Annotated in this window: 13 protein-coding genes and 1 pseudogene; 11 read left to right on the forward strand and 3 right to left on the reverse strand. The window is 40.4% G+C overall.

Features of this window, described 5'->3' with window-relative positions:
- Positions 1–231 precede the first annotated feature (231 nt).
- Together MUA51_RS00745 and MUA51_RS00750 are read right to left on the reverse strand one after the other, a co-directional pair.
- Positions 232–1,215 (reverse strand): alpha/beta hydrolase, encoded by a 984-nt coding sequence (locus MUA51_RS00745; protein WP_262560015.1) that lies wholly within the window; start codon positions 1,213–1,215, stop codon positions 232–234.
- A gap of 11 nt (positions 1,216–1,226) precedes the next feature.
- The gene (locus MUA51_RS00750; protein ID WP_262560016.1) at positions 1,227–1,796 is read right to left on the reverse strand and encodes a sugar O-acetyltransferase; all 570 of its coding nucleotides are present in this window, start codon (positions 1,794–1,796) and stop codon (positions 1,227–1,229) included.
- Positions 1,797–1,913: 117 nt separating this feature from the next.
- Between MUA51_RS00750 and MUA51_RS00755 the strand changes: the two genes are divergently transcribed.
- Both MUA51_RS00755 and MUA51_RS00760 read left to right on the forward strand, forming a co-directional pair.
- Complete coding sequence (locus tag MUA51_RS00755; RefSeq protein WP_262560017.1) at positions 1,914–2,804, forward strand: LysR family transcriptional regulator; 891 nt, start codon at positions 1,914–1,916, stop codon at positions 2,802–2,804.
- A 515-nt stretch (positions 2,805–3,319) separates the two neighbouring features.
- The gene (locus tag MUA51_RS00760) at positions 3,320–3,679 is read left to right on the forward strand and encodes a KxYKxGKxW signal peptide domain-containing protein (RefSeq protein WP_262560018.1); all 360 of its coding nucleotides are present in this window, start codon (positions 3,320–3,322) and stop codon (positions 3,677–3,679) included.
- 1,928 nt (positions 3,680–5,607) lie between these two features.
- Here the strand turns inward: MUA51_RS00760 and MUA51_RS10775 are convergent.
- Positions 5,608–5,880, reverse strand: coding sequence for a hypothetical protein (locus tag MUA51_RS10775; RefSeq protein ID WP_276580944.1), 273 nt, complete (start codon positions 5,878–5,880; stop codon positions 5,608–5,610).
- On the opposite strand from MUA51_RS10775, the pseudogene MUA51_RS10840 reads away from it, so the two are divergent.
- The 9 genes and pseudogenes from MUA51_RS10840 to gtfB form a co-directional block, all read left to right on the forward strand.
- Positions 5,849–9,919, forward strand: a pseudogene (locus MUA51_RS10840) (hypothetical protein); the annotation flags it as partial. The gene MUA51_RS10775 and the pseudogene MUA51_RS10840 sit on opposite strands and share 32 nt — an antisense overlap.
- Positions 9,920–10,099: 180 nt before the next feature.
- Positions 10,100–10,261, forward strand: a complete 162-nt coding sequence (locus MUA51_RS10845; RefSeq protein ID WP_481906618.1) for an LPXTG cell wall anchor domain-containing protein — start codon at positions 10,100–10,102, stop codon at positions 10,259–10,261.
- A gap of 122 nt (positions 10,262–10,383) precedes the next feature.
- Positions 10,384–11,607 carry an accessory Sec system protein translocase subunit SecY2 gene (gene secY2, locus MUA51_RS00775; protein ID WP_262560019.1) on the forward strand — a complete coding sequence of 408 codons (1,224 nt, stop codon included), beginning with the start codon at positions 10,384–10,386 and terminating at the stop codon, positions 11,605–11,607.
- A 10-nt stretch (positions 11,608–11,617) separates the two neighbouring features.
- Positions 11,618–13,177, forward strand: a complete 1,560-nt coding sequence (gene asp1 / locus MUA51_RS00780) for an accessory Sec system protein Asp1 (protein WP_262560020.1) — start codon at positions 11,618–11,620, stop codon at positions 13,175–13,177.
- On the forward strand, positions 13,161–14,699 hold the full coding sequence (gene asp2, locus MUA51_RS00785; protein ID WP_262560021.1) for an accessory Sec system protein Asp2: 1,539 nt from the start codon (positions 13,161–13,163) through the stop codon (positions 14,697–14,699). Before asp1 ends, asp2 begins: the two co-directional genes overlap by 17 nt.
- Positions 14,689–15,588 carry an accessory Sec system protein Asp3 gene (gene asp3, locus MUA51_RS00790; protein ID WP_262560022.1) on the forward strand — a complete coding sequence of 300 codons (900 nt, stop codon included), beginning with the start codon at positions 14,689–14,691 and terminating at the stop codon, positions 15,586–15,588. The genes asp2 and asp3 overlap by 11 nt, the downstream gene beginning before the upstream one ends.
- Entirely contained in the window at positions 15,569–17,962 is a 2,394-nt protein-coding gene (gene secA2 / locus MUA51_RS00795) for an accessory Sec system translocase SecA2 (RefSeq protein ID WP_262560840.1), read from the forward strand. Before asp3 ends, secA2 begins: the two co-directional genes overlap by 20 nt.
- A gap of 15 nt (positions 17,963–17,977) precedes the next feature.
- Positions 17,978–19,486 (forward strand): accessory Sec system glycosyltransferase GtfA, encoded by a 1,509-nt coding sequence (gene gtfA, locus MUA51_RS00800; RefSeq protein WP_262560023.1) that lies wholly within the window; start codon positions 17,978–17,980, stop codon positions 19,484–19,486.
- A complete protein-coding gene (gene gtfB, locus MUA51_RS00805) occupies positions 19,479–20,819 on the forward strand; it encodes an accessory Sec system glycosylation chaperone GtfB (RefSeq protein ID WP_262560024.1) in 1,341 nt (446 codons plus the stop codon). Before gtfA ends, gtfB begins: the two co-directional genes overlap by 8 nt.
- Positions 20,820–20,919 lie beyond the last annotated feature (100 nt).

The following is a 20,919-nucleotide window of genomic DNA, read 5'->3' on the forward strand; positions in this document are numbered from 1 at the left end:
AATCATGATTATATATTCATCGTAACATATGTTAATAAAAGGCGCGAAGTCACTTTGTTTATTCGCATATAAGAATATTTTTTTATCTAGAACTGTGAGATATTATAAAAATAAGTGTTTTTGTATAACATGATGAAACTTAGTTTTGTATGATGTCACAACTTTTTAAATAGCTTCAGTAAAAGCCGTATCACAAGCAGAAGTTGCTTGAACGATACGGCTTTTGTGTGTTTATTTTAAGTGTTTTTGGAAGAATTCATCAATCGTATCGAATGGAATGATATCGAGACGATCGTACAAGTCAACATGAGAAGCACCTGGAATCTTATGGAATGATTTGTTGTTACCTTTCAGACGTTTATAAGTATCTTCACTGAAATAGAAAGAGTGTGCAGCGTCACCGTGAATAAGTAGTACGGCACTCTCTAATTCTTCTATATAGTGCAATAAAGGTGTATTAATAAATGAAAGCGGCATTGTGATAGACCAACCTCTATTTGAGTTCAGTGAACGTGCGTGATAGCCACGTGGTTGCTTGTAGTAAGCGTAGTAATCTTTCACGAACTGTGGCGCATCGTCCGGTAACGGATCAACAACACCACCGCCAAGTTCGGGATCTTGAGAGGCAAAGTCTTGTGTACGCTGCGCGTTCAGGTGTTTTTTCTTGTCTAAACGTTGCTCAGCGCTATCTTCTGAGTCATAGTAGCCTTTCGCATTCACTCGGCTCATATCGTACATTGTTGTCGCAACGGTTGCTTTGACACGTGTATCAATTGCTGCGGCGTTCAATGATAGGCCACCCCAACCACATATGCCAATCAGTCCGATGCGTTCTTTGTCGACAAGGTGATAGTTGCTTAGGAAGTCAACGGCAGCTTGAAAGTCTTCTGTGTTGATGTCTGGTGAAGCCATATAACGTGGTGCACCACTACTTTCCCCCGTATAAGATGGGTCAAAGGCAATCGTGAGATATCCTTTCTCGGCCATTTGTTGAGCATATAACCCAGAAGATTGCTCCTTGACTGCACCGAATGGGCCACTTACTGCAAGTGCAGGCAATTGTTCGTTACCAGTATTTTTAGGAAGGTACAAATCCGCAACGAGTGTAATGCCGAAGCGGTTTGGAAATGTGACTTTTGAATGGGTCACTTTATCGCTTTTTGGAAATACTTTGTCCCAAGTCTGTGTGATATTTGAATGTGTTGTGTATGTCATAATAATGCCTCCTATGATGATTCAATAGTGTTGAGTATACGTGCAGGATTGCCACCAACGATGGTGTTAGGCGGCACATCTTTTGTGACTAAAGCATTGGCACCAACGACTGCATTTTCACCAATCGTTACACCGGGTAAAATGGTTGCAGCAGCCCCAATCCATGCATTGCGCTTGATCGTAATGGGTTTCAAGATGAGCGATCGCCTTGTTTGTGGATCGATATCATGATTGACCGTTATCAAGTTGACACGAGGACCAATCAATACGTGATCTTCTAGAGTAATACCACCGAGATCTGTAAACATGACATTACTGTTGATGAACACATGTTTGCCGATTGAGATATGTTTGCCAAAGTCTGTATTGAAAGGCAAGTTGATATGAACTGAAGAATCGATGGGATGTCCCGTTATCTCTTCAAGTCTGTTGCGCTTCTCATCTTCTGAATGTAGTTGTGTGTTCAATTGCATGACGTGTGGTGCATTCTCATCAACGACTTCATGAATTTTTGTAAAAAGTGGATTGTCGACATGTATCGGAGTATCGATGAGTATGTCGTCCCACAAATAATGAACCATTTATTTCACCCCAATCAGTATAAAAAGTATGTAACCTTATCGTATAATGAAGAGAATGATATTACCAATACCTATAATGAATGTATAATTATGCCTTATAAGCATAGGAGTGAGCAGATGGAAAATAGAGTCTTACGTTATTTTTTAACCGTTGTATCAGAAGGGAATATCAGTGCAGCTGCACAGTTATTACATGTCACCCAACCAACGTTGTCTCGTCAACTGAAAGGATTAGAAGAAGAATTAGGTGTCATATTGTTCAAGAGAAAAGGAAAACATATGACATTAACACAAGAAGGACGTTATCTAGCGGAACAAGCGAAGAATATTTTAAACCTTGTTGATGCGACAACATCAAACTTAGCCAAAAGCCATGATATGTATGGAAATGTCACGATTGGATTAGCAGAATCTCGAGCGGTTATTTCAATTGCCAAAGCGATAAAAGAGGTTCAAGAAACGTATGCGAACACACGATTTCATATACAGAGTGGCAACGCACAACAAGTATTAGAACAGTTAGACAGTGGTTTGTTAGATTACGGTGTGATAGTGGAACCCATTAACAAAGTGGAGTATGAAACCCTGTCATTGAATGACGAAGATATATGGGGGGTGTTAACACAGAAAAATGGACCGTTCGCACATTGTACGCGTGTCACTGCGGAACAATTAATTGGGATACCTTTGATCGTATCGGCACAACAAGGAACAACGCGGATGCTTGCAAACCAACTAGAACTGGATGAAGCATCGTTAGATATTGTAGCGCAATATAACTTGCTATATAATGCATCGCTACTCGTACAGGAAAATGTTGGACATGCAGTGACACTAGATGGAATTATCAATACAACCGGTACCGAATTGATATTTCTTCCGCTTGAACCTAAGATAACATCCAAATTGAGTATCATTTGGAAACGCGGCAAACCTTTATCGAACAGTGCTCAATTCTTTTTAGAAAAACTGAAAAGCATTCTTCAAGAGAATTCAGATAGAGTATAAAAAGTTAGGGTATCTGACAATTAGCGCATCAAATGTTACGAATAAATAATTAACTAATCGTAGGGACGAGGTTGTGAAAGAAGCGTTTAGGGATTGAGCAGAAACCAAGCAATTCACAAAATAGCTTTTTATTTTGAAGAATTGTGACGTTCTGCCGAAAGCCCTGCTTCTTGAACACTGATATCACGACGTTGGGAGACTGTTGCTTTCACAGAAAACAAACTTATTATGCCCCAATTTCTTATATGGTTTTTATTGTGCAATTGCCTATATTTTAAGAGAGATTACATGCATGGCGGTGGGAATACAAGGTTTCCGCCGCCTTGTTATTTAATGAATTCTCATTGCGTTTATATTGATACTTTGTCTTAGGAACATTTAAATAAAAATAATTATTTAGTTGTGTAAGAGAATCACTTGTGTGTAGAATATCAGAATAGCTATATATTTCGATAGATTAAAGAATGAAAGATATACGTTATGTTGATATCAAAATTATATACGGGAGATTTGCAATGACGAGAAAAATGAGAGAATTCAAAAAATGTCTCAGTGAAGAAAAAGCCAGAGTGCGTTTGTATAAGTCTGGTAAAAACTGGGTCAAAGCAGGTATTAGAGAATTTCAGTTGCTAAAGATGCTAGGCTTGTCGTTGTTAACTGATACGGTTGAGAAAACAAATGACGATACAGCAACGATCGGTAGCCGAATCAAAGACAATGCGTTGAAAACCACTGCCATATCGGGTGGTTTATTTACTTTCAACATGTTGCACGATCAACATGCTTTAGCAGCTTCAGAAACGCCCATCGCATCGGAAATTACAGTACATAGTCAAACCATTGGAGATCAAACTTCAGTGGCAATTGATCAATAGCAAACAATAGAGAGTGAATCATCAACTCTCGATGAATCACAAGTTGTAAGTGAAACTTCTGTATCAAGCGAAGATCAATTAACAAATAGTAGTGACACATCACAATCAGAAGATAGTACAACGTCACTCACACTTAACAGTGAGTCTACATCAACTTCTGAAGTATCAGATAGCCAATCTGTTTCAGAAACGTCAACGGAGCATACTTCTACATCATTGTCTCATACTGAAACATCAACATCATCACGACACGAACAGTCAGATACTTCTACAAGTACGACAACTTCGGAAAGCTTACATCACGAACAGTCTGCATCACTCATAGCGAAGGATAATGACACCCCTGCACATACATCAACGGCTAAAATGACACATTCACAGTCAGCATTTATTTCAAAAACAATTAAAAATGATTTACAACATTTAGGTGGCGCAGCTTTTCGTTCAGTACATCATTCGTATTATAGTGCTGCTTCAAGAATTCCAGCAGAAGAAGTATTTACTGGTTCTGGACGAGATACAAAAGTAGACTTACCAATTTACTATAAATTGAAAGTACTCAACAATGGTCACCAACTTACATTTATCTATACGGTATCTTATGACAATCCAGATACACCAAATATTGAAACGCCAAATCTACCTAAAGACGTGACGATTACAAGTACGAGACAGGGGACATACCCGTTATTGAAGCTAAGTCCAGGATTTGGTGCACCAGTGCCAGCGAGAATTGGTTTGACATTACCAGGGTATAATACGGATGTTTTTAGGAATGGCAAATCACAAAATGTTGCGGTTCATGAGTGGACTGGTAATCAGGACTACACTTGGACATCCGGTGTTTTAACAGGACCAATTGCAAATGAAGGTTATGGTTTGACATCAATCGTAACAGTCCCAATTTCTGATCCATCTCAAGAGCTAGATTATTGCTTCATACCACATGCAACACAAGATGATCCGTCACAAGGGCGTGTGAACTATTATCACGATATCCTCACACCAAATAGCAGTGCAGGACATAGAGCAGAAGAATCAGAAAGCTTGTCTATTAGAAGATCCGAGGAGCAAAGTGAATCAGAATGGCAAAGTCAAAGGCTCAGTGAGAGTGAATCACGTAGTCTTGGTGATGATTCAGCATCAAGAAGTGCATCAGAAAGTGCGTATATTGAGGGGTCAATAAGTGATTCTTGTAGTCGATCGATTGAAATAGAAGAACACGATAGCATTTCAAGATCACAAAGTATTTCTACTAGAGAGTCTACGAGCAATGATGCGTCCAATAGTCGTTCTGCATCGCTCAGTGATTTATATAGTGAAATTGATTCACGAAATGCAGACTATTCTAATTCTGTTTCGGAGTCTAGATCCATTCTTGCTGAAGAGAGTGAATCGGAATCAGCAAGTCGTCGTTTTAGTGAAATAGAGTCAAGAAGTCAATCTGAGAGACAATCAATAATAAACAGCGTTTCAACTAGAAACTCTCAGTCTGTGAGTGAACGTGATCAATCAATCAGTCAAAGCAACAGTCAGAGTGCTTCAACAAGTACAAGCACGTCATTGTCCGAAAGCACAAGTGCATCGGTATCCGCTAGTCAATCAGCAAGCTTGAGCCAGTCGTTGGTAGAGAGCGAAAGTACATCAACGTCGGAAAGCGCATCAATCTCAACGAGCAGAAGTCAATCATTGTCGACAAGTGCAAGTACATCAACATCATTGAGTACAAGCGTAAGCACATCGACGTCATTAAGCGAGAGTCAATCAACGTCGGAAAGCATTAGCGTATTGGAATCCGTGAGTCGTTCTGTAAGTGCAAGCACAAGTGATTCAATCAGTCGCTCAGTGAGCACAAGCACATCGACATCCGTGAGTCACTCAGCAAGTGAGAGCACATCAGTTTCGGGAAGTAGATCAGCGAGTGCAAGTCAGTCATTATCCGAGAGTGAAAGTACTTCGACGTCAGTGAGCGCAAGTGAGAGCACATCGGTTTCGAGAAGTAGATCAGAGAGTGAAAGTACATCGGCATCATCAAGTGTAAGTGAGAGCACATCAGTTTCGGGAAGTAGATCAGTGAGTGCAAGCCAGTCATTGTTTGAAAGTGAAAGTACGTCGACATCAATCAGCGCAAGTGAGAGTACATCAGTTTCGGGAAGTAGATCAGCGAGTATGAGTAGGTCATTGTCAGAGAGTGAAAGCACGTCGACATCAATCAGCGCAAGTGAGAGCGCATCAGTTTCAGTAAGTAGATCAGTGAGTGCAAGTCAGTCATTATCTGAGAGTGAAAGTACATCGACGTCAGTGAGCGCAAGTGAGAGCACATCGGTTTCGAGAAGCAGATCAGCGAGTGAAAGTCAGTCGTTATCAGAAAGTGAAAGTACGTCGACGTCAGTGAGCGCAAGTGAATCAGCTTCAATTAGTGAAAGTGAAAGTACATCAGTTTCAGGAAGCAGATCAGCGAGTGAAAGCCGGTCATTGTCTGAAAGTGCATCGACATCAGTAAGCGAAAGCGAGAGCATGTCGGTTTCGGGAAGCAGATCAGCGAGTGCAAGCCAGTCATTGTCAGAGAGTGAAAGTACATCGACATCAATCAGCGCAAGTGAGAGCGCATCAGTTTCAGTAAGTAGATCAGTGAGTGCAAGTCAGTCATTGTCAGAGAGTGAAAGTACGTCGGCATCAATCAGCGCAAGTGAATCAGTTTCAATTAGTGAAAGCGAAAGTACGTCGACGTCAGTGAGCGAAAGTGAGAGCACATCGGTTTCGAGAAGTAGATCAGTGAGCGAAAGTGCATCAACGTCCGAGAGTATTTCAACATCAGAAAGTAGCTCAGAAAATGTAAGACGAAACTCAATAAGCGCAAGTGAATCAGCTTCAATTAGTGAAAGTACATCAGTTTCAGGAAGCAGATCAGTGAGTGAAAGCCAGTCATTGTCAGAGAGTGAAAGTACATCGACATCAATCAGCGAAAGTGAGAGCACATCGGTTTCGGGAAGCAGATCAGTGAGTGAAAGCCAGTCATTGTCTGAAAGTGAAAGTGCATCAACGTCAGAGAGTATTTCAACATCGGAAAGTAACTCAGAAAATGTAAGACGAAACTCAATAAGCGCAAGTGAATCTACATCAATAAGTGGATCAGTATCAGTAAGCGAAAGCGAGTCGACATCACTGAGTGAATCAGTATCAACAAGTGAAAGCGAATCGACATCAGTGAGTGGCTCAGTGTCGTTAAGTGAGAGCGAGTCAATATCAGTGAGTGAAATTGATTCAACGTCATTAAGCACTTCAGTATCGACAAGTGAAAGCGAGTCTACATCAATAAGCGAATCAGAATCAGCAAGTGAATCAGTATCGGTAAGCGAGAGCGAATCGACATCATTGAGTGATTCATTATCAGTAAGTGGAAGTGAGTCAACATCAATCAGTGATTCCGAATCAGAGAGCGAAAGCACGTCGATATCAGAGAGTATTTCAACATCAGAAAGCAACTCAGAAAATGTAAGACGAAACTCAATAAGTGCAAGTGAATCGACATCAATTAGTGAGAGTGCATCGGTATCAGGAAGCAAGTCAGCAAGCGAAAGTACGTCAACATTAATCAGCGAAAGCGAGAGCATGTCAGTTTCGGGAAGTAGATCGGCGAGTGCAAGTCAGTCATTGTCTGAAAGCGAAAGTACATCGGTTTCAGGAAGTAGATCGGTGAGTGAGAGTCAGTCATTATCAGAGAGTGAAAGTACGTCAACGTCGATTAGTGAAAGTGAATCGACATCAGAAAGTATCTCAACATCAGAAAGTAACTCAGAAAATGTAAGACGAAACTCAATAAGCGCAAGTGAATCTACATCAATATCAGTAAGCGAAAGCGAGTCAACATCACTGAGCACTTCAGTATCGACAAGCGAGAGTGAATCAGCATCAACAAGCGAGAGCGAATCAACATCAGTGAGTGGCTCAGTGTCAACAAGTGAAAGCGAGTCAACGTCAATAAGTGATTCCGAATTGGTGAGCGAAAGTGTATCAATTTCCGAAAGTACATCAACATCAGAAAGTAACTCGGAAAACGTAGAAAGAGATTCTGTATCAGCGAGTTATTCAGTCTCAGCAAGCGAGAGTGAGTCGACATCACTGAGTGAATCAGTATCAGTAGGCGAGAGCGAATCGACATCAGTGAGTGAATCAGTATCAACAAGTGAAAGCGAATCAACATCAGTGAGTGGCTCAGTGTCAACAAGTGAAAGCGAGTCAACGTCAATAAGTGATTCCGAATCGGTGAGCGAAAGTGTATCAATTTCCGAAAGTACATCAACATCAGAAAGTAACTCGGAAAATGTAGAAAGAGACTCTGAATCAGCGAGTGAGTCGGCATCAGCAAGCGAGAGCGAATCGATATCAATAAGTGGCTCAGTGTCGACAAGTGAAAGTGAATCGACATCACTGAGTGATTCAATATCAGTAAGTGAAAGCGAGTCAACGTCAATCAGTGATTCTGAATCGGTGAGCGAAAGTACATCGATATCAGAAAGTATCTCAACATCAGAAAGTAACTCGGAAAATGTAGAAAGAGATTCAGTATCAGCGAGTGAATCAACATCGACAAGTGAAAGAGAATCAACATCACTGAGTGAATCAGTATCAATAAGTGAGAGCGAGTCGACATCACTGAGTGAATCAGTATCAACAAGTGAGAGTGAGTCAACATCACTGAGTGATTCAGAATCAGCAAGTGAAAGTGTATCACTTTCCGAAAGTACATCAACATCAGAAAGTAACTCGGAAAATGTAGAAAGAGATTCAGTATCAGCAAGCGAGAGTGAGTCGGTATCAACAAGTGAGAGCGAGTCAACATCACTGAGTGAATCAGTATCAGTAAGCGAGAGTGAATCGACATCAGCGAGTGGATCAGTATCAGCAAGCGAGAGTGAGTCGGTATCAACAAGTGAGAGCGAATCGACATCACTGAGTGAATCAGTATCAACAAGTGAAAGCGAGTCAACGTCAATCAGTGATTCGGAATCGGTGAGCGAAAGTGTATCAATTTCCGAAAGTACATCAACATCAGAAAGTAACTCGGAAAACGTAGAAAGAGATTCTGTATCAGCGAGTGAGTCGGCATCATTAAGTGAAAGAGTGTCTATATCATTAAGCACTTCAGTATCGACAAGTGAAAGCGAGTCTACATTAATAAGCGGCTCAGTATCAGTAAGCGAGAGTGAATCGACATCAGTGAGTGAAAGTACATCGATATCAGAAAGTATCTCAACATCAGAAAGTAACTCAGAAAATGTAGAAAGAGACTCTGAATCAGCGAGTGAGTCGACATCACTGAGTGAATCAGTATCAGTAAGTAAGAGCGAGTCGACATCACTGAGTGAATCAGTATCAGTAAGTGAGAGCGAGTCGACATCACTGAGTGAATCAGTCTCAACAAGTGAGAGCGAATCGACATCAATCAGTGATTCAGAATCGGTGAGTGAAAGTGTATCAATTTCCGAAAGTACATCAACATCAGAAAGTAACTCGGAAAATGTAGAAAGAGACTCTGGATCAGCGAGCGAGTCGACATCATTGAGTGGTTCAGTCTCAACAAGCGAATCAGCATCGATAAGTGAGAGCGAATCAATGTCACTGAGTGAATCAGCCTCGACAAGTGAAAGCGAATCGACATCAATCAGTGATTCAGAATCGGTGAGTGAAAGTGTATCAATTTCCGAAAGTACATCAACATCAGAAAGTAACTCGGAAAATGTAGAAAGAGACTCTGGATCAGCGAGCGAATCAGCATCAACAAGCGAGAGTGAATCAGCATCAACAAGTGAAAGCGAGTCAATGTCACTGAGCGCTTCAATCTCAACAAGTGAGAGCGAATCGACATCAATGAGTGGCTCAACATCAACAAGTGAGAGCGAATCGACATCAATGAGTGGCTCAACATCAACAAGTGAAAGCGAATCGACATCAATGAGTGGCTCAGCATCAACAAGTGAGAGTGAGTCAATATCAGCGAGCGAATCAGCATCAACAAGCGAGAGTGAATCAATGTCAGCGAGTGAATCAGCATCAACAAGTGAGAGCGAGTCAATGTCACTGAGCGCTTCAGTTTCAACAAGTGAGAGTGAATCGACGTCAATCAGTGATTCAGAATCGATAAGCGAAAGTACTTCAAGATCATTCAGCGAATCATTATCAGTAAGTAGTTCAGTATCGACAAGTGAATCATTAAGCACATCGGTATTGATTAGTGATATCACTGCGAATTCATTGGCGCCTTTGGCTGGATTCCGAAAAGCACCACATGCGCCATCGTTGACATCGATCAGTCAATCTGATTCAAGTACAGTACATGCGAGCGAGCCTAAGTCGACAAGTGACTCGGTTTATACAAGTGAATCGTTATCACATACGCCAACACTAGACAGTATTGTGATGAAGGATGTGCCGAGAATAGCTACACATGCTAAAGGACAACTTCCGGATACAGGTCAATCGTCACCTTCTGATAATGTGGGTATGATTGGAGCAATTACTGCAATACTCGGTGGATTAGGTTTCATGAAACGATCTAGAAAAGACAAACATCAAGAATAATAGACACGATTATAAGTAATAAAACATGTGTTAGAGAGACATGGGGCAGGGACTCAGCGAATGATCAAGTGCTATCCCTTCTCCTATTGTCTCTTTGGCATTATGTGAAAAAGAGGTCTAAAGTGAAGAAAAATTTATTACATCGTATTTTTTATCAGTACGAATATAAAATTGTTTATAAAAGAGCAGCGTTTACGTTGTTTATTTTATTGATATACATATTAGGCAGCCACATGACGATTGTAGATCAATCAGATATGCGGATGCATGACGAGACATTTTATCGTCTAGCTGTTTCAAATGTAGGTGGAAATATTAATACCTTGAATGTATTTACATTGGGTTTAGGTCCGTGGTTGACAGCTTTGGTGATTCTAATGCTATGGCGCTATCGCAATAGTGAGAAGATGTTGCGACAGACACGTAGAGAACGTCATCGTCAAGAGAAGTGTTTAACGGTTGTTTTCAGTCTCATACAGGGATACTTCGTTATTCATCAATATATACGAATGGAACAACTTGAGAAGGTCAATATATGGATGTTGTTACTTGTTCTTGTCACAGGAACAATGTTGCTTATTTGGTTGGCAGATCAAAATGTGCGGTATGGCATAGCAGGTGCAATGCCTATTGTTTTGTTAAGCATTATTAGGACACTTTTTTATCAAAAGATGCCTTCCTTTTCAATGGATGGTCGTACGATGGCTATCGTTATGGGTGCTATTGTGATGATTATGGTTATTTTATTATTTTTAGAATTGGTAGAGTATCGATTGGGATACTTTAACATCATGCAGGTGGAACAAACGCAAGTGACATCATTTGTTGCTTGGAAGCTGAACCCAGCTGGGAGTATTGCGATTATGATGAGCTTATCTGTTTATATTTTGCTGAATAGCTTGTTTAATATGGGGATTTATTTTTTGACTGGCACAATTAAAACGATATCTGTTACGCAGTTGAGTCATCCAGTAGGAGTTACCTTATATATTGTTGTACAGATCTTGTTGGGATACGGACTTTCACGATTGCTCATTAATACAAAGCTCAAGGCAAAGGAGTTTTTGAAAGCAGGGCATTATTTTGATGGCATTTCACCGGGCGTAGAAACTGAAACATATCTTCATCAAAAGGCACGTATTATCTGTTGGATGGGAACACTCATTGTTGGCATGATTATGGGAGTGCCACTCTATTTGTCGTTGATGTTGCCGCATTTGTCACAACAAGTTTATATTGCAATTCAATTGATGATCTTAATATATATCGGTATGAATATCGCAGAGACGATGCGTACCTATTTCTATTTTGATAAATATCGACAGTTTTTAACAAAATATTGGTAAGGAGATTAGGATGAAGTATTTTGTACCGGCTTGGTATGATGCACAGCGATGGTGGCAGAGTAATGCGAAACCACTGATTCATAGACGTACGGTAACCGCCTTTGATGATATGATCAGTCTCATGTCTATGCATCGTAAAAATAAAAGCCCATTTCAATTAATCATACTCAATTATGCACCGGATTTACGTACTTTTCTGCATCGATATGACCTTTATGATGTGGAGTATTGGTCTGTCTTCGATGATATTCAAGGATTTACCCATCGCACACCTCGTGCAGTGGACTATCGTGAGTTGAATTGGCCAGAGGGGACAGCGTTTTTACAAATGTCTCAAATGATACGTGCGTGTATGCCGAATGAGATGTATGCCAATATCCACTTTAACCAAGATGGCTATGTGATATGGATAGAGGTATTTCAACAAAATACTCTACGGTATCGGTATTTGATTGATGATCGTGGTTTTGTATCGAGTGTGATATTTTTTGATGCGTTTGGTGATGAAGTGCAACAACGTTACCTGACAGGTGAAGGTGATTGGATTATACAGGAGTGCTTGAAGTCAGGTAGTGTCTTAGTGAATGCCCGATATCAAGATTATTTTAAACACAATCAATATCAGTCGATGACATCAGTGATTCATGAGTATTTGAAGTCATATTGTACAACGGTACTTGAAGCAGATGATGTCGTTATTGCAGCTGCGGATAAGCGACATCAACAGATGGTTGTATCGCTTTTTGAATTACATAAGCTCTGTTTTTCTGTATTTCAACAGCGGGATTATCTAGACGAACGTGCATTACCTCCTGCTGCTTCCAACATTTACTGGTTAGTGGATACCCTTGAGAATGAGCGAATATTAACAGCGCATCAGGCAGTTGTGCAAGGGGGACACCCTGTGATGCGAGTGACACCTTTTGATGTGCAGACGATGTCGAACATTAGTAGTCAACTACACGAAACATATATTGGTGTCTGGTTAGATATTGAAGATGAAACAATGTGTCAAAAGATGTGGTCACAACTAGTTAGTTATCTTGAACAAGATGACACTTTACGCTTAACGCTATTAACGGAAAAGAAACCACATGCACATCCACAATGGATACATGAAGCAATTGCACGTGTGAATACACAGTTGAACACAGAAAATACGGTTTCGGAAACAGAAGCAGATTTAATGGAGCAGCCGGAACCGATTGAGTATGTCAAAATGAAGTATTTACCATTCGAATCTGACTTGGTTGAATCAATTTCAACATTACGTGTTGTGGTGGATTTATCGAAAGAACCTGATTTGTATTTACAAATTTGTTGTTTGAGTGCGGGGCTTCCACAAATCAATCGTTGTGCGACAGACTATGTGATGCATGGAATGAATGGATATATAGTTGCTGGTGAGACGGAGCTTGTGACGGCATTAGATGTGTATTTAAAACATCTGAAAAATTGGAATCAAAGTTATGCCTATGCGATGAAGTTAGCAAAGCAATATACATCAGATAAGATTATTGCGCAGTTAGATGTATTGATAGAAGGTGAAACAGATGGCACGACAATTTAAAGTGTTACAAATCGGTGGTATAGATGAGACGACGTATTTTACGCCACAAAAGGATACAGAATGGCATTTTAGACCGTCGATAGAAGGGGTGAGTGACATTGATGCCTTGGAAGAGTCGGGGCCATTCGACCTCATTTATGTTCAAGCGCCCTATTCAGAGACGTTAATGACCGTTTTAGAGCGTTATAGTGAACCTTATTCAACATATATTGATCAAATATATTGGGATGAACAGTTCGACAATCATTCACTTATTCAACAAAAGATCATTCGTCCGTTCGTTTATCTAGATGAGCGTGATAGACATTGTAAGTTGAGAGCTGTCGCGTTTCCCGGGCAATATGGGGATAAAATCTCGCCTATTCAATGTCAGGTGAATGCTAATTTCAAAGGGAACAGTCATTACGAGGGCAACGATGTATTGGTTGTTCAAGGAGTGTTCGGTCAAGAGATGCGACCACTACTCTCATGGAAACAAAATCTCATCTATGATCATCACAAAATCATACAAGTGTGGCCCCAGTATACAGTGTCGGAAGGTGTCGAAGTTGAGTATCGTTTCCATCTTGTACCATTTAATTCAAACAACGAAGTAGATACGGTGTTTGTTCGTCGGCAAGAAGATTTGAAAGTCCCACTGGAGATTCCACCGAGAGAAGAAGATGCGTATATTGTTGTCAGCATGCATGCAAAAGGACAAGGTGTTATCCGTGTAGGTGCCGTCCACAAACGATGGTCTCGGCTTGATATGGGGCAGTTTATTTTAGGTGGCGAACGCTACGTGAATGAGAATACAGATGAATTTATTCACTATTTTAACCCGGGGGATCGCAAACCACCACTCAATGTATATTTTAGTGGTTATCGCTCTGCGGAGGGATTTGAAGGTTACTTTATGATGAATAAACTCCAGTCTCCCTTCATGCTGATTGGAGATCCACGAACAGAAGGTGGTGCTTTTTATCTCGGTTCAGATTCATATGAACAGGCGATTAAAGATGTTATTCAGAAGCGGTTGGACGAACTTGGTTTTCAAAGAGAGGATCTTATCTTGTCAGGATTATCGATGGGCTCTTTCGGTGCTTTGTATTATGGTGCTCAAATACAACCTGCCGCAGTAGTTGTTGGAAAGCCTTTAGTAAATCTCGGAACCATTGCGGAAAATATGGCACTTGTACGTCCAGAAGATTTCGGAACAGCTCTTGATGTGATTTATAAGAATCAAGGTAACTTGACGGATGAATCGCTCACAATGATGAATCAAAAATTTTGGGATCAGTTTAATCAGGCTGACCTATCAAAGACAACATTTGCGATTTCATATATGGCTCATGATGATTATGACCGACAAGCATTTGATATGATGCTTCCCATTTTAAGCAGACAGCATGCGCGTGTGATGAGTCGTGGTGTTCCAGGCCGTCATAATGATGATTCATCAACGATTACAAGTTGGTTTGTAAATTTTTTTCATATGATTCTGGCGCAACAGTTTGGAAGGGGACGGAAACATGCAAAATAAAAGTCATGTCATTCGATGGACAGAGATTACCTCCGATACGTTTATGTATGGAACACGGTTGACATTTCATGAGAATGAAACAGTGTTTGAAAATGAACGCATGCCTTCGGGAGTTATCATGCACACATGGAAGATGATAACAGATTATACAGCGGAGAAAATGGTACCGCAGTTACCTATTTTGAAGCATGGAAAAACATATCGTTTTCGCTTTGACTATGATGTGATCCCTGAAGGACACCTTTATGCGAAAATGATCTTCAAACGACGAAATGGTTCGGAATTAGAACCGGTCATCATTAAAAGTAAAGAGATTGTAGTGACCTACCCAACAGAGGCCTTTACATATGAATTACAACTGATTAATGCGGCTGCGACTAGAGTACATTTTCGATCGATTGAAGTCAGTGCGTACGATGAGAATGATGGGGATAAACCAGAACTTTATATTTCTCGCATATATCAAGAAAGTGGACATAGTACAGTGATGAATGTCATTTTTCAGGAATCTGATGGACTGTCACGAGATGTGATTGCAGGATGGGACAATGTGATTCTCATTGAGCATTGGGACCTTGATGTGAGAGATACGATTGTGTATTGCTTACGTCCATTACAACAAGGGTATCATCTTAATTTTATCGGATATGATCAGCAATCGAATCGAATGGCATATGATTTAGCAGCAGCTATGGGAGAGACAGCTTGGGTGACAGAAAGTGTGTCCGAAAAGGTGGCAACAGTGGAAGTAAGACAATACGGACGAACAACTGTATTTGATTTTCCGATGTCGATTGTCACACCTTTGTTGCAACCAAGTCATCAGCTGCAATATTTGGATATGGAACAGTTGAATGGAGGGACGTATGATGAGACGACAGATGGATAGGATCGTCAATAAACGACGATTATCCCGACTAAAGAAGACGTTGAAGCAAATCAATGATTATCAGGATACGTTTCGACAAGCGTGTGATGAGACGTTGAAACGCCAGACGCAAATATTTCGTAAACGACTTGCGGATGGAGAGACACTCACATCTCTGTTGCCAGAAGCATACGCGGTGATACGTGAAGCGAGTTGGCGTGTGCTCGGGATGTATCCGAAAGATGTACAAGTGCTAGGTGCGATTGTATTGCATGAAGGACATATTGCTGAGATGCAGACGGGTGAGGGAAAGACGCTCACTGCAACGATGCCTCTCTATTTGAATGGTTTGACGGGGCGGGGAGCGTATCTAATCACGACGAATGATTACTTAGCACGACGTGATTGTGAAGAGATGACGCCATTGTTTGAATGGCTTGGGTTATCTATTTCTCTCGGTTTTGTCGATGAACCTGATTATGAGTATGCACCAGGTGAAAAAGCGGCGATCTATGTGCATGACATTATTTATACAACGAATGGGCGCTTAGGGTTTGATTATTTGATTGATAATCTTGCTGATGGTATCGAATCGAAGTTTTTACCATCGCTCTACTATGGAATTATTGATGAAGTCGATTCGATCGTTTTAGATTCGGCGCAAACACCGTTAGTCATATCAGGTGCACCACCACGACTGCAGTCGAATCTTTTCGGAATTACAAAGGCGTTTGTAGAGACATTGGAAGAAGATGTTCACTATGAAGTTAAGAAAGATGAACAGGCGATATGGCTAACACAAAAAGGGGTGACAGAAGCTAATCACTACTTCGGTGTTGAAAATATTTATGAAAAAGAACTGTTTGATCTCGTGCGTAATATCAATTTGGCGTTAAGAGGGCGTCATCTTTTCGAGGCGAATTTAGATTATTTTCTATTCAACGGTGAAGTCGTATTGATTGATCGTATCACAGGACGTATGTTGCCAGGGACAAAGCTACAATCCGGTCTACATCAAGCGATTGAAGCGAAAGAAGGTGTCGACATATCGGAGGACATGAGTGCCATGACGACAATTACATTTCAAAACTTATTCAAGCAATTTGAAGTGTTTGCTGGAATGTCAGCAACGAGTAAACTTGGCGAGAAAGAGTTTTTGGATCTATATAGTAAAGTCGTTGTGCAAATTCCAACGGATAAGCCGATTGAAAGGGTGGATATGTCTGATCGTGTGTTTAAAGACATTGAAATGAAAAACGAAGCGATTGTTGAACGTGTGTGTACACTTCATCAGCAAAAACGTCCGGTGTTATTAATCACACGCACTGCGGAAGTAGCAGAATATTTTTCTATGCAGTTTTTTGAACGCCATATTCCGAATAACTTGTTGATTGCGCAAAACGTGGCGAAAGAAGCACAGATGATTGCGGAAGCGGGACAACTTGGAGCAGTGACTGTTGCGACGAGCATGGCCGGACGTGGAACAGATATTAAACTAGGGGACGGTGTAAAGGCATTAGGCGGTCTTGCGGTTATTGTGAGTGAACATATGGAGAATAGTCGTGTCGATCGACAGCTTCGAGGACGTGCTGGACGTCAAGGAGATCCAGGAACGTCTCAATTTTACATTTCACTAGAAGATTATATCGTCGAACGATGGGGCAAGCACAAGTTGTTAGAAGATGGGAAACTAGACCGAGTGGATGACGAAATGTTACGAGAGAGTCGGTTGTTTCAACAACGTGTGAAGCAGATTGTCACACGGGCACAACGTGTGTCGGAAGAACAAGGAGAGCAAGTTCGAGAGATGGCGAATGAATATGAGAAAAGTATTAGTGCACAAAGAGACATTGTCTATGCTGAGCGTAATCGCGTACTTCAACAAGAAGCATTTAGTATGGAGACATTGAGCATGCTGGCACGAGAGGTGTTTCAAGATGCGTACTATCAACATCAATTACATAAACATACAGCATTGAGAACATATATTTACCAACATATCAGTTTTCAATATGACGGTGATCTGAATGGCATGAACTTACATAATAAGCAAGCAGTAGTAGACATGCTAGTGGCATTATTTGAAGATCGCTTAGTTGAACAAGAACGAGTTATTGGCAATCATTACATGTATGTCCGATTTATGCAAAAGGTTATTCTCAAAGCAATTGACAGCCATTGGATTGATCAAGTAGATACGTTGCAACAACTCCGCAGTAATATTAACAACAGGCAAAATGGTTCACGTAACGCTATTTTTGAATATCATAGAGTCGCATTAACATCTTTTGAAATGATGTGTGATGCCATAAAAGCACAAGTTGTAAACAATTTATGTCAAAGTGTGCCGACGTTTGATAAAAAAGGCAAACTCTTCGTACACTTTCCAAAATAAGAGGTGAAAGAAAAGGTGACAATTTATAATATTAACTTTGGTATCGGTTGGGCGAGTAGTGGTGTCGAATATGCACAAATGTACAGAGCCAAGCTACTACGTGCAATCAGTGCACCGATGAAGTTTGTATTTTTAGAGTTTATCAGCAATGAAAATATTCAAACATTGACGGAAAATATAGGATTTCAAGACGATGAAGTCATATGGCTTTATCAATATTTCACAGACATACGCATTGCACCGACAACGTTTACGGTACAAGACATTCTCAAAGATGTAGCGGAACCAGTCGTACATGAAACGCAAGAAGGAAAAGTGAGACGTTTGTATTTCGAAGGTCAACAAAGCTTCATCACCTGTTACTTAAAAAATGAAGGATCAGAAATTGTTGATCGTGCAGAATTTGTTATTAATGGCATGCTTGTACGTAAAGATTATTATAGCTATGTACGCACGTTCTCTGAATACTATGCGCCGAGTAATAACGTTGCAAAGCTTTATATGCGTCAGTTTTACAATGAAGCAGGGACGATTGCATTTACTGAATATATTGATGGTGACACAAACTTATATGTCTTTCCAGATCAAAAGTTTTATAGTCGAGAAGCATTCGTGTCTTACTTCTTTCAACAACTTAATCTAACGTCAGAAGATATCATTATCATTGATCGTTCGACAGATGTTGGACAAGCAATTCTTCAGAACAAAGGGGACAGTGAAGTAGGTATCGTTGTACATGCCGAACATTTCAGTGAGCACGCAACAGATGATGATCATATCTTGTGGAATAATTATTATGAATATCCCTTTGCACAACATAAAGAGATTGATTTTTATATCACTGCGACAGAACGACAAAATCAAATCTTAACTGCACAATTTAAAAAATATTTGGATGCAGAGCCGAAAATCGTCACAATCCCTGTTGGAAGTCTACCAGAGTTGAGATACCCAGATAAAAAAAGAGTGCCCTATACATTGATTACAGCGTCTCGATTAGCGAGTGAAAAACATATCGATTGGTTGATACGTGCGGTAGTAATCGCCAAGCAATCATTACCAGAATTACAATTTGATATATACGGAGAGGGTGGACAGAGAAAAGCACTAGCATCGCTTATCGAAGAACAAGATGCTCAAGATTATATTCATTTGAAAGGGCATGTGCATCTTGAAAAAGTGTATGCCAACTATAAGTTGTTTGTTTCTGCATCAACGAGTGAAGGGTTCGGTTTAACATTGTTAGAAGCTGTCGGTTCAGGATTGGGTATGATTGGGTTCGACGTCAACTATGGGAATCCTACCTTTATTCAACATGAAAAAAATGGCTACTTAATACCAGTCAACCCAAAAGAAGACAGCACACAACATATCATCACAACGTATGCAGCACATATTGTTCGGTTTTTTGAACGTGGCCCCAACCAACCGCATCGTACGTCTTATCGATTGGCACGTCCTTATTTAACGACAGAAATCCAACAAAAATGGCAAGATTTGATTTCGGAGGTATGGCATGATTAATTTATTTGAACACTTTGATAAAGCAGCGCGCACATTGTATCAAACGCTCAAACTTGCTGGGCACAATAATAAAACGATTGTATTAGAAGATGACGGCTTTTTGCCAGAACAGATTTTGACACCGTATCGCTTTTTTTCACAGTATCAGGTGCGAGGTCATCACAAGGCACTTTATTTCAATCAAGTACAAGTACCGCGTTATTGGGAAATTATCGGCAATAATACCGAAGCAACAGTGAATGATATGGGCAAGGTCCGTGCATACATTCGCTATTACCGTGGTTCGAAACCACGTATTGTGAGTCACGTCGAATGGTTAGATGATGCTGGGCGTTTACAGTATGTCGATCACTATACACAACACGGTGTCCGTTTTGCACAAACAGTTTATGATTTGACAGGAAACAAAATCTTTCGCAAATATTTAGATCAGCAAGGCCATGAAGTGATTTATGAAAACTTTGTTGCGCAATCTGTTATCGTGAACTGGCAAGGACAATCACATCACTTCAATCATAAAATTGCGTTCATTCACTTTTTTCTACGTGAAGCAGGAATCGCTATGAATCAGTTTGTCATCAATTCACTAGGGCTCCCATTTTCTATCCTATATCGTTTGAATGAGCCAGGGCATGATTTGTTATTCTGGCAAGAAAAGAGTGGTGGCCATATGCCGGGTAATATGTCGTTAATGCTACAAGAAGAGAACATACGTGACTACCATGTCATTGTGCCGGATCAACGAGAATATGACATATTATCACAACAATTAGATACACAGGCACAACAGCGACTGTTACGCGCTGGATACCTTTATGAATATGCACGAACGAACCAATATACAGCTAATATTTTAACGATGACGAACTCGGGTCAAATTCATCATTTGACAGACATTGTGCAAGCATGTCCAAAGGCGACCTTTCATATCGGGGCAGTGACCGAGATGTCTGACGTTCTGATGGCGATGGATCAATATCCGAATGTACGTCTGTACCCAGCGATTGAGCGCGCTACGGTCGATAAGTTATATCACGAGTGTGACGTCTATTTAGACATCAATGAAGGTGGCGAGATTATTGACGCTGTACAACGGGCATTCGATCATGACATGCTCATATTAGGCTATCGAGTCAACGCACATAATATGAATGTAACGGCACCGGAAAATCTCTTTGATAAAGATAATCATGCAGCGCATCTGATTGAAGCATTGAAAGACATTCAAAGAAAGAAACGTTACTTCAAAGTACGACACAATTATCAAAAAGCACATGCACATGAAATCACTGATAAAGCTTTCAATCAAGTGATGACACGTGTGATTCCTTAATAAGCATCTTTAAAAGAGTGGTGTTTTCAAAATATCACTCTTTTTTATGCATGATTTGACAAATATACTTGTCTTTTTGACCTATTTATTATACGCTTTA

The sequence above is a fragment of the Staphylococcus sp. IVB6214 genome (genome assembly GCF_025558585.1).
GTDB lineage: Bacteria > Bacillota > Bacilli > Staphylococcales > Staphylococcaceae > Staphylococcus.

What these genes read in the sequence shown, in the direction of transcription:
- asp2 (WP_262560021.1), top strand. Translation starts at nt 13,161, where the DNA reads ATGGCACGACAATTTAAAGTGTTACAAATCGGTGGTATAGATGAGACG.
- MUA51_RS00745 (WP_262560015.1), bottom strand. Translation starts at nt 1,215, where the DNA reads ATGACATACACAACACATTCAAATATCACACAGACTTGGGACAAAGTA.
- MUA51_RS00755 (WP_262560017.1), top strand. Translation starts at nt 1,914, where the DNA reads ATGGAAAATAGAGTCTTACGTTATTTTTTAACCGTTGTATCAGAAGGG.
- secA2 (WP_262560840.1), top strand. Translation starts at nt 15,569, where the DNA reads ATGAGACGACAGATGGATAGGATCGTCAATAAACGACGATTATCCCGA.
- asp3 (WP_262560022.1), top strand. Translation starts at nt 14,689, where the DNA reads ATGCAAAATAAAAGTCATGTCATTCGATGGACAGAGATTACCTCCGAT.
- MUA51_RS00760 (WP_262560018.1), top strand. Translation starts at nt 3,320, where the DNA reads ATGACGAGAAAAATGAGAGAATTCAAAAAATGTCTCAGTGAAGAAAAA.
- gtfB (WP_262560024.1), top strand. Translation starts at nt 19,479, where the DNA reads ATGATTAATTTATTTGAACACTTTGATAAAGCAGCGCGCACATTGTAT.
- MUA51_RS10845 (WP_481906618.1), top strand. Translation starts at nt 10,100, where the DNA reads ATGAAGGATGTGCCGAGAATAGCTACACATGCTAAAGGACAACTTCCG.
- MUA51_RS00750 (WP_262560016.1), bottom strand. Translation starts at nt 1,796, where the DNA reads ATGGTTCATTATTTGTGGGACGACATACTCATCGATACTCCGATACAT.
- asp1 (WP_262560020.1), top strand. Translation starts at nt 11,618, where the DNA reads ATGAAGTATTTTGTACCGGCTTGGTATGATGCACAGCGATGGTGGCAG.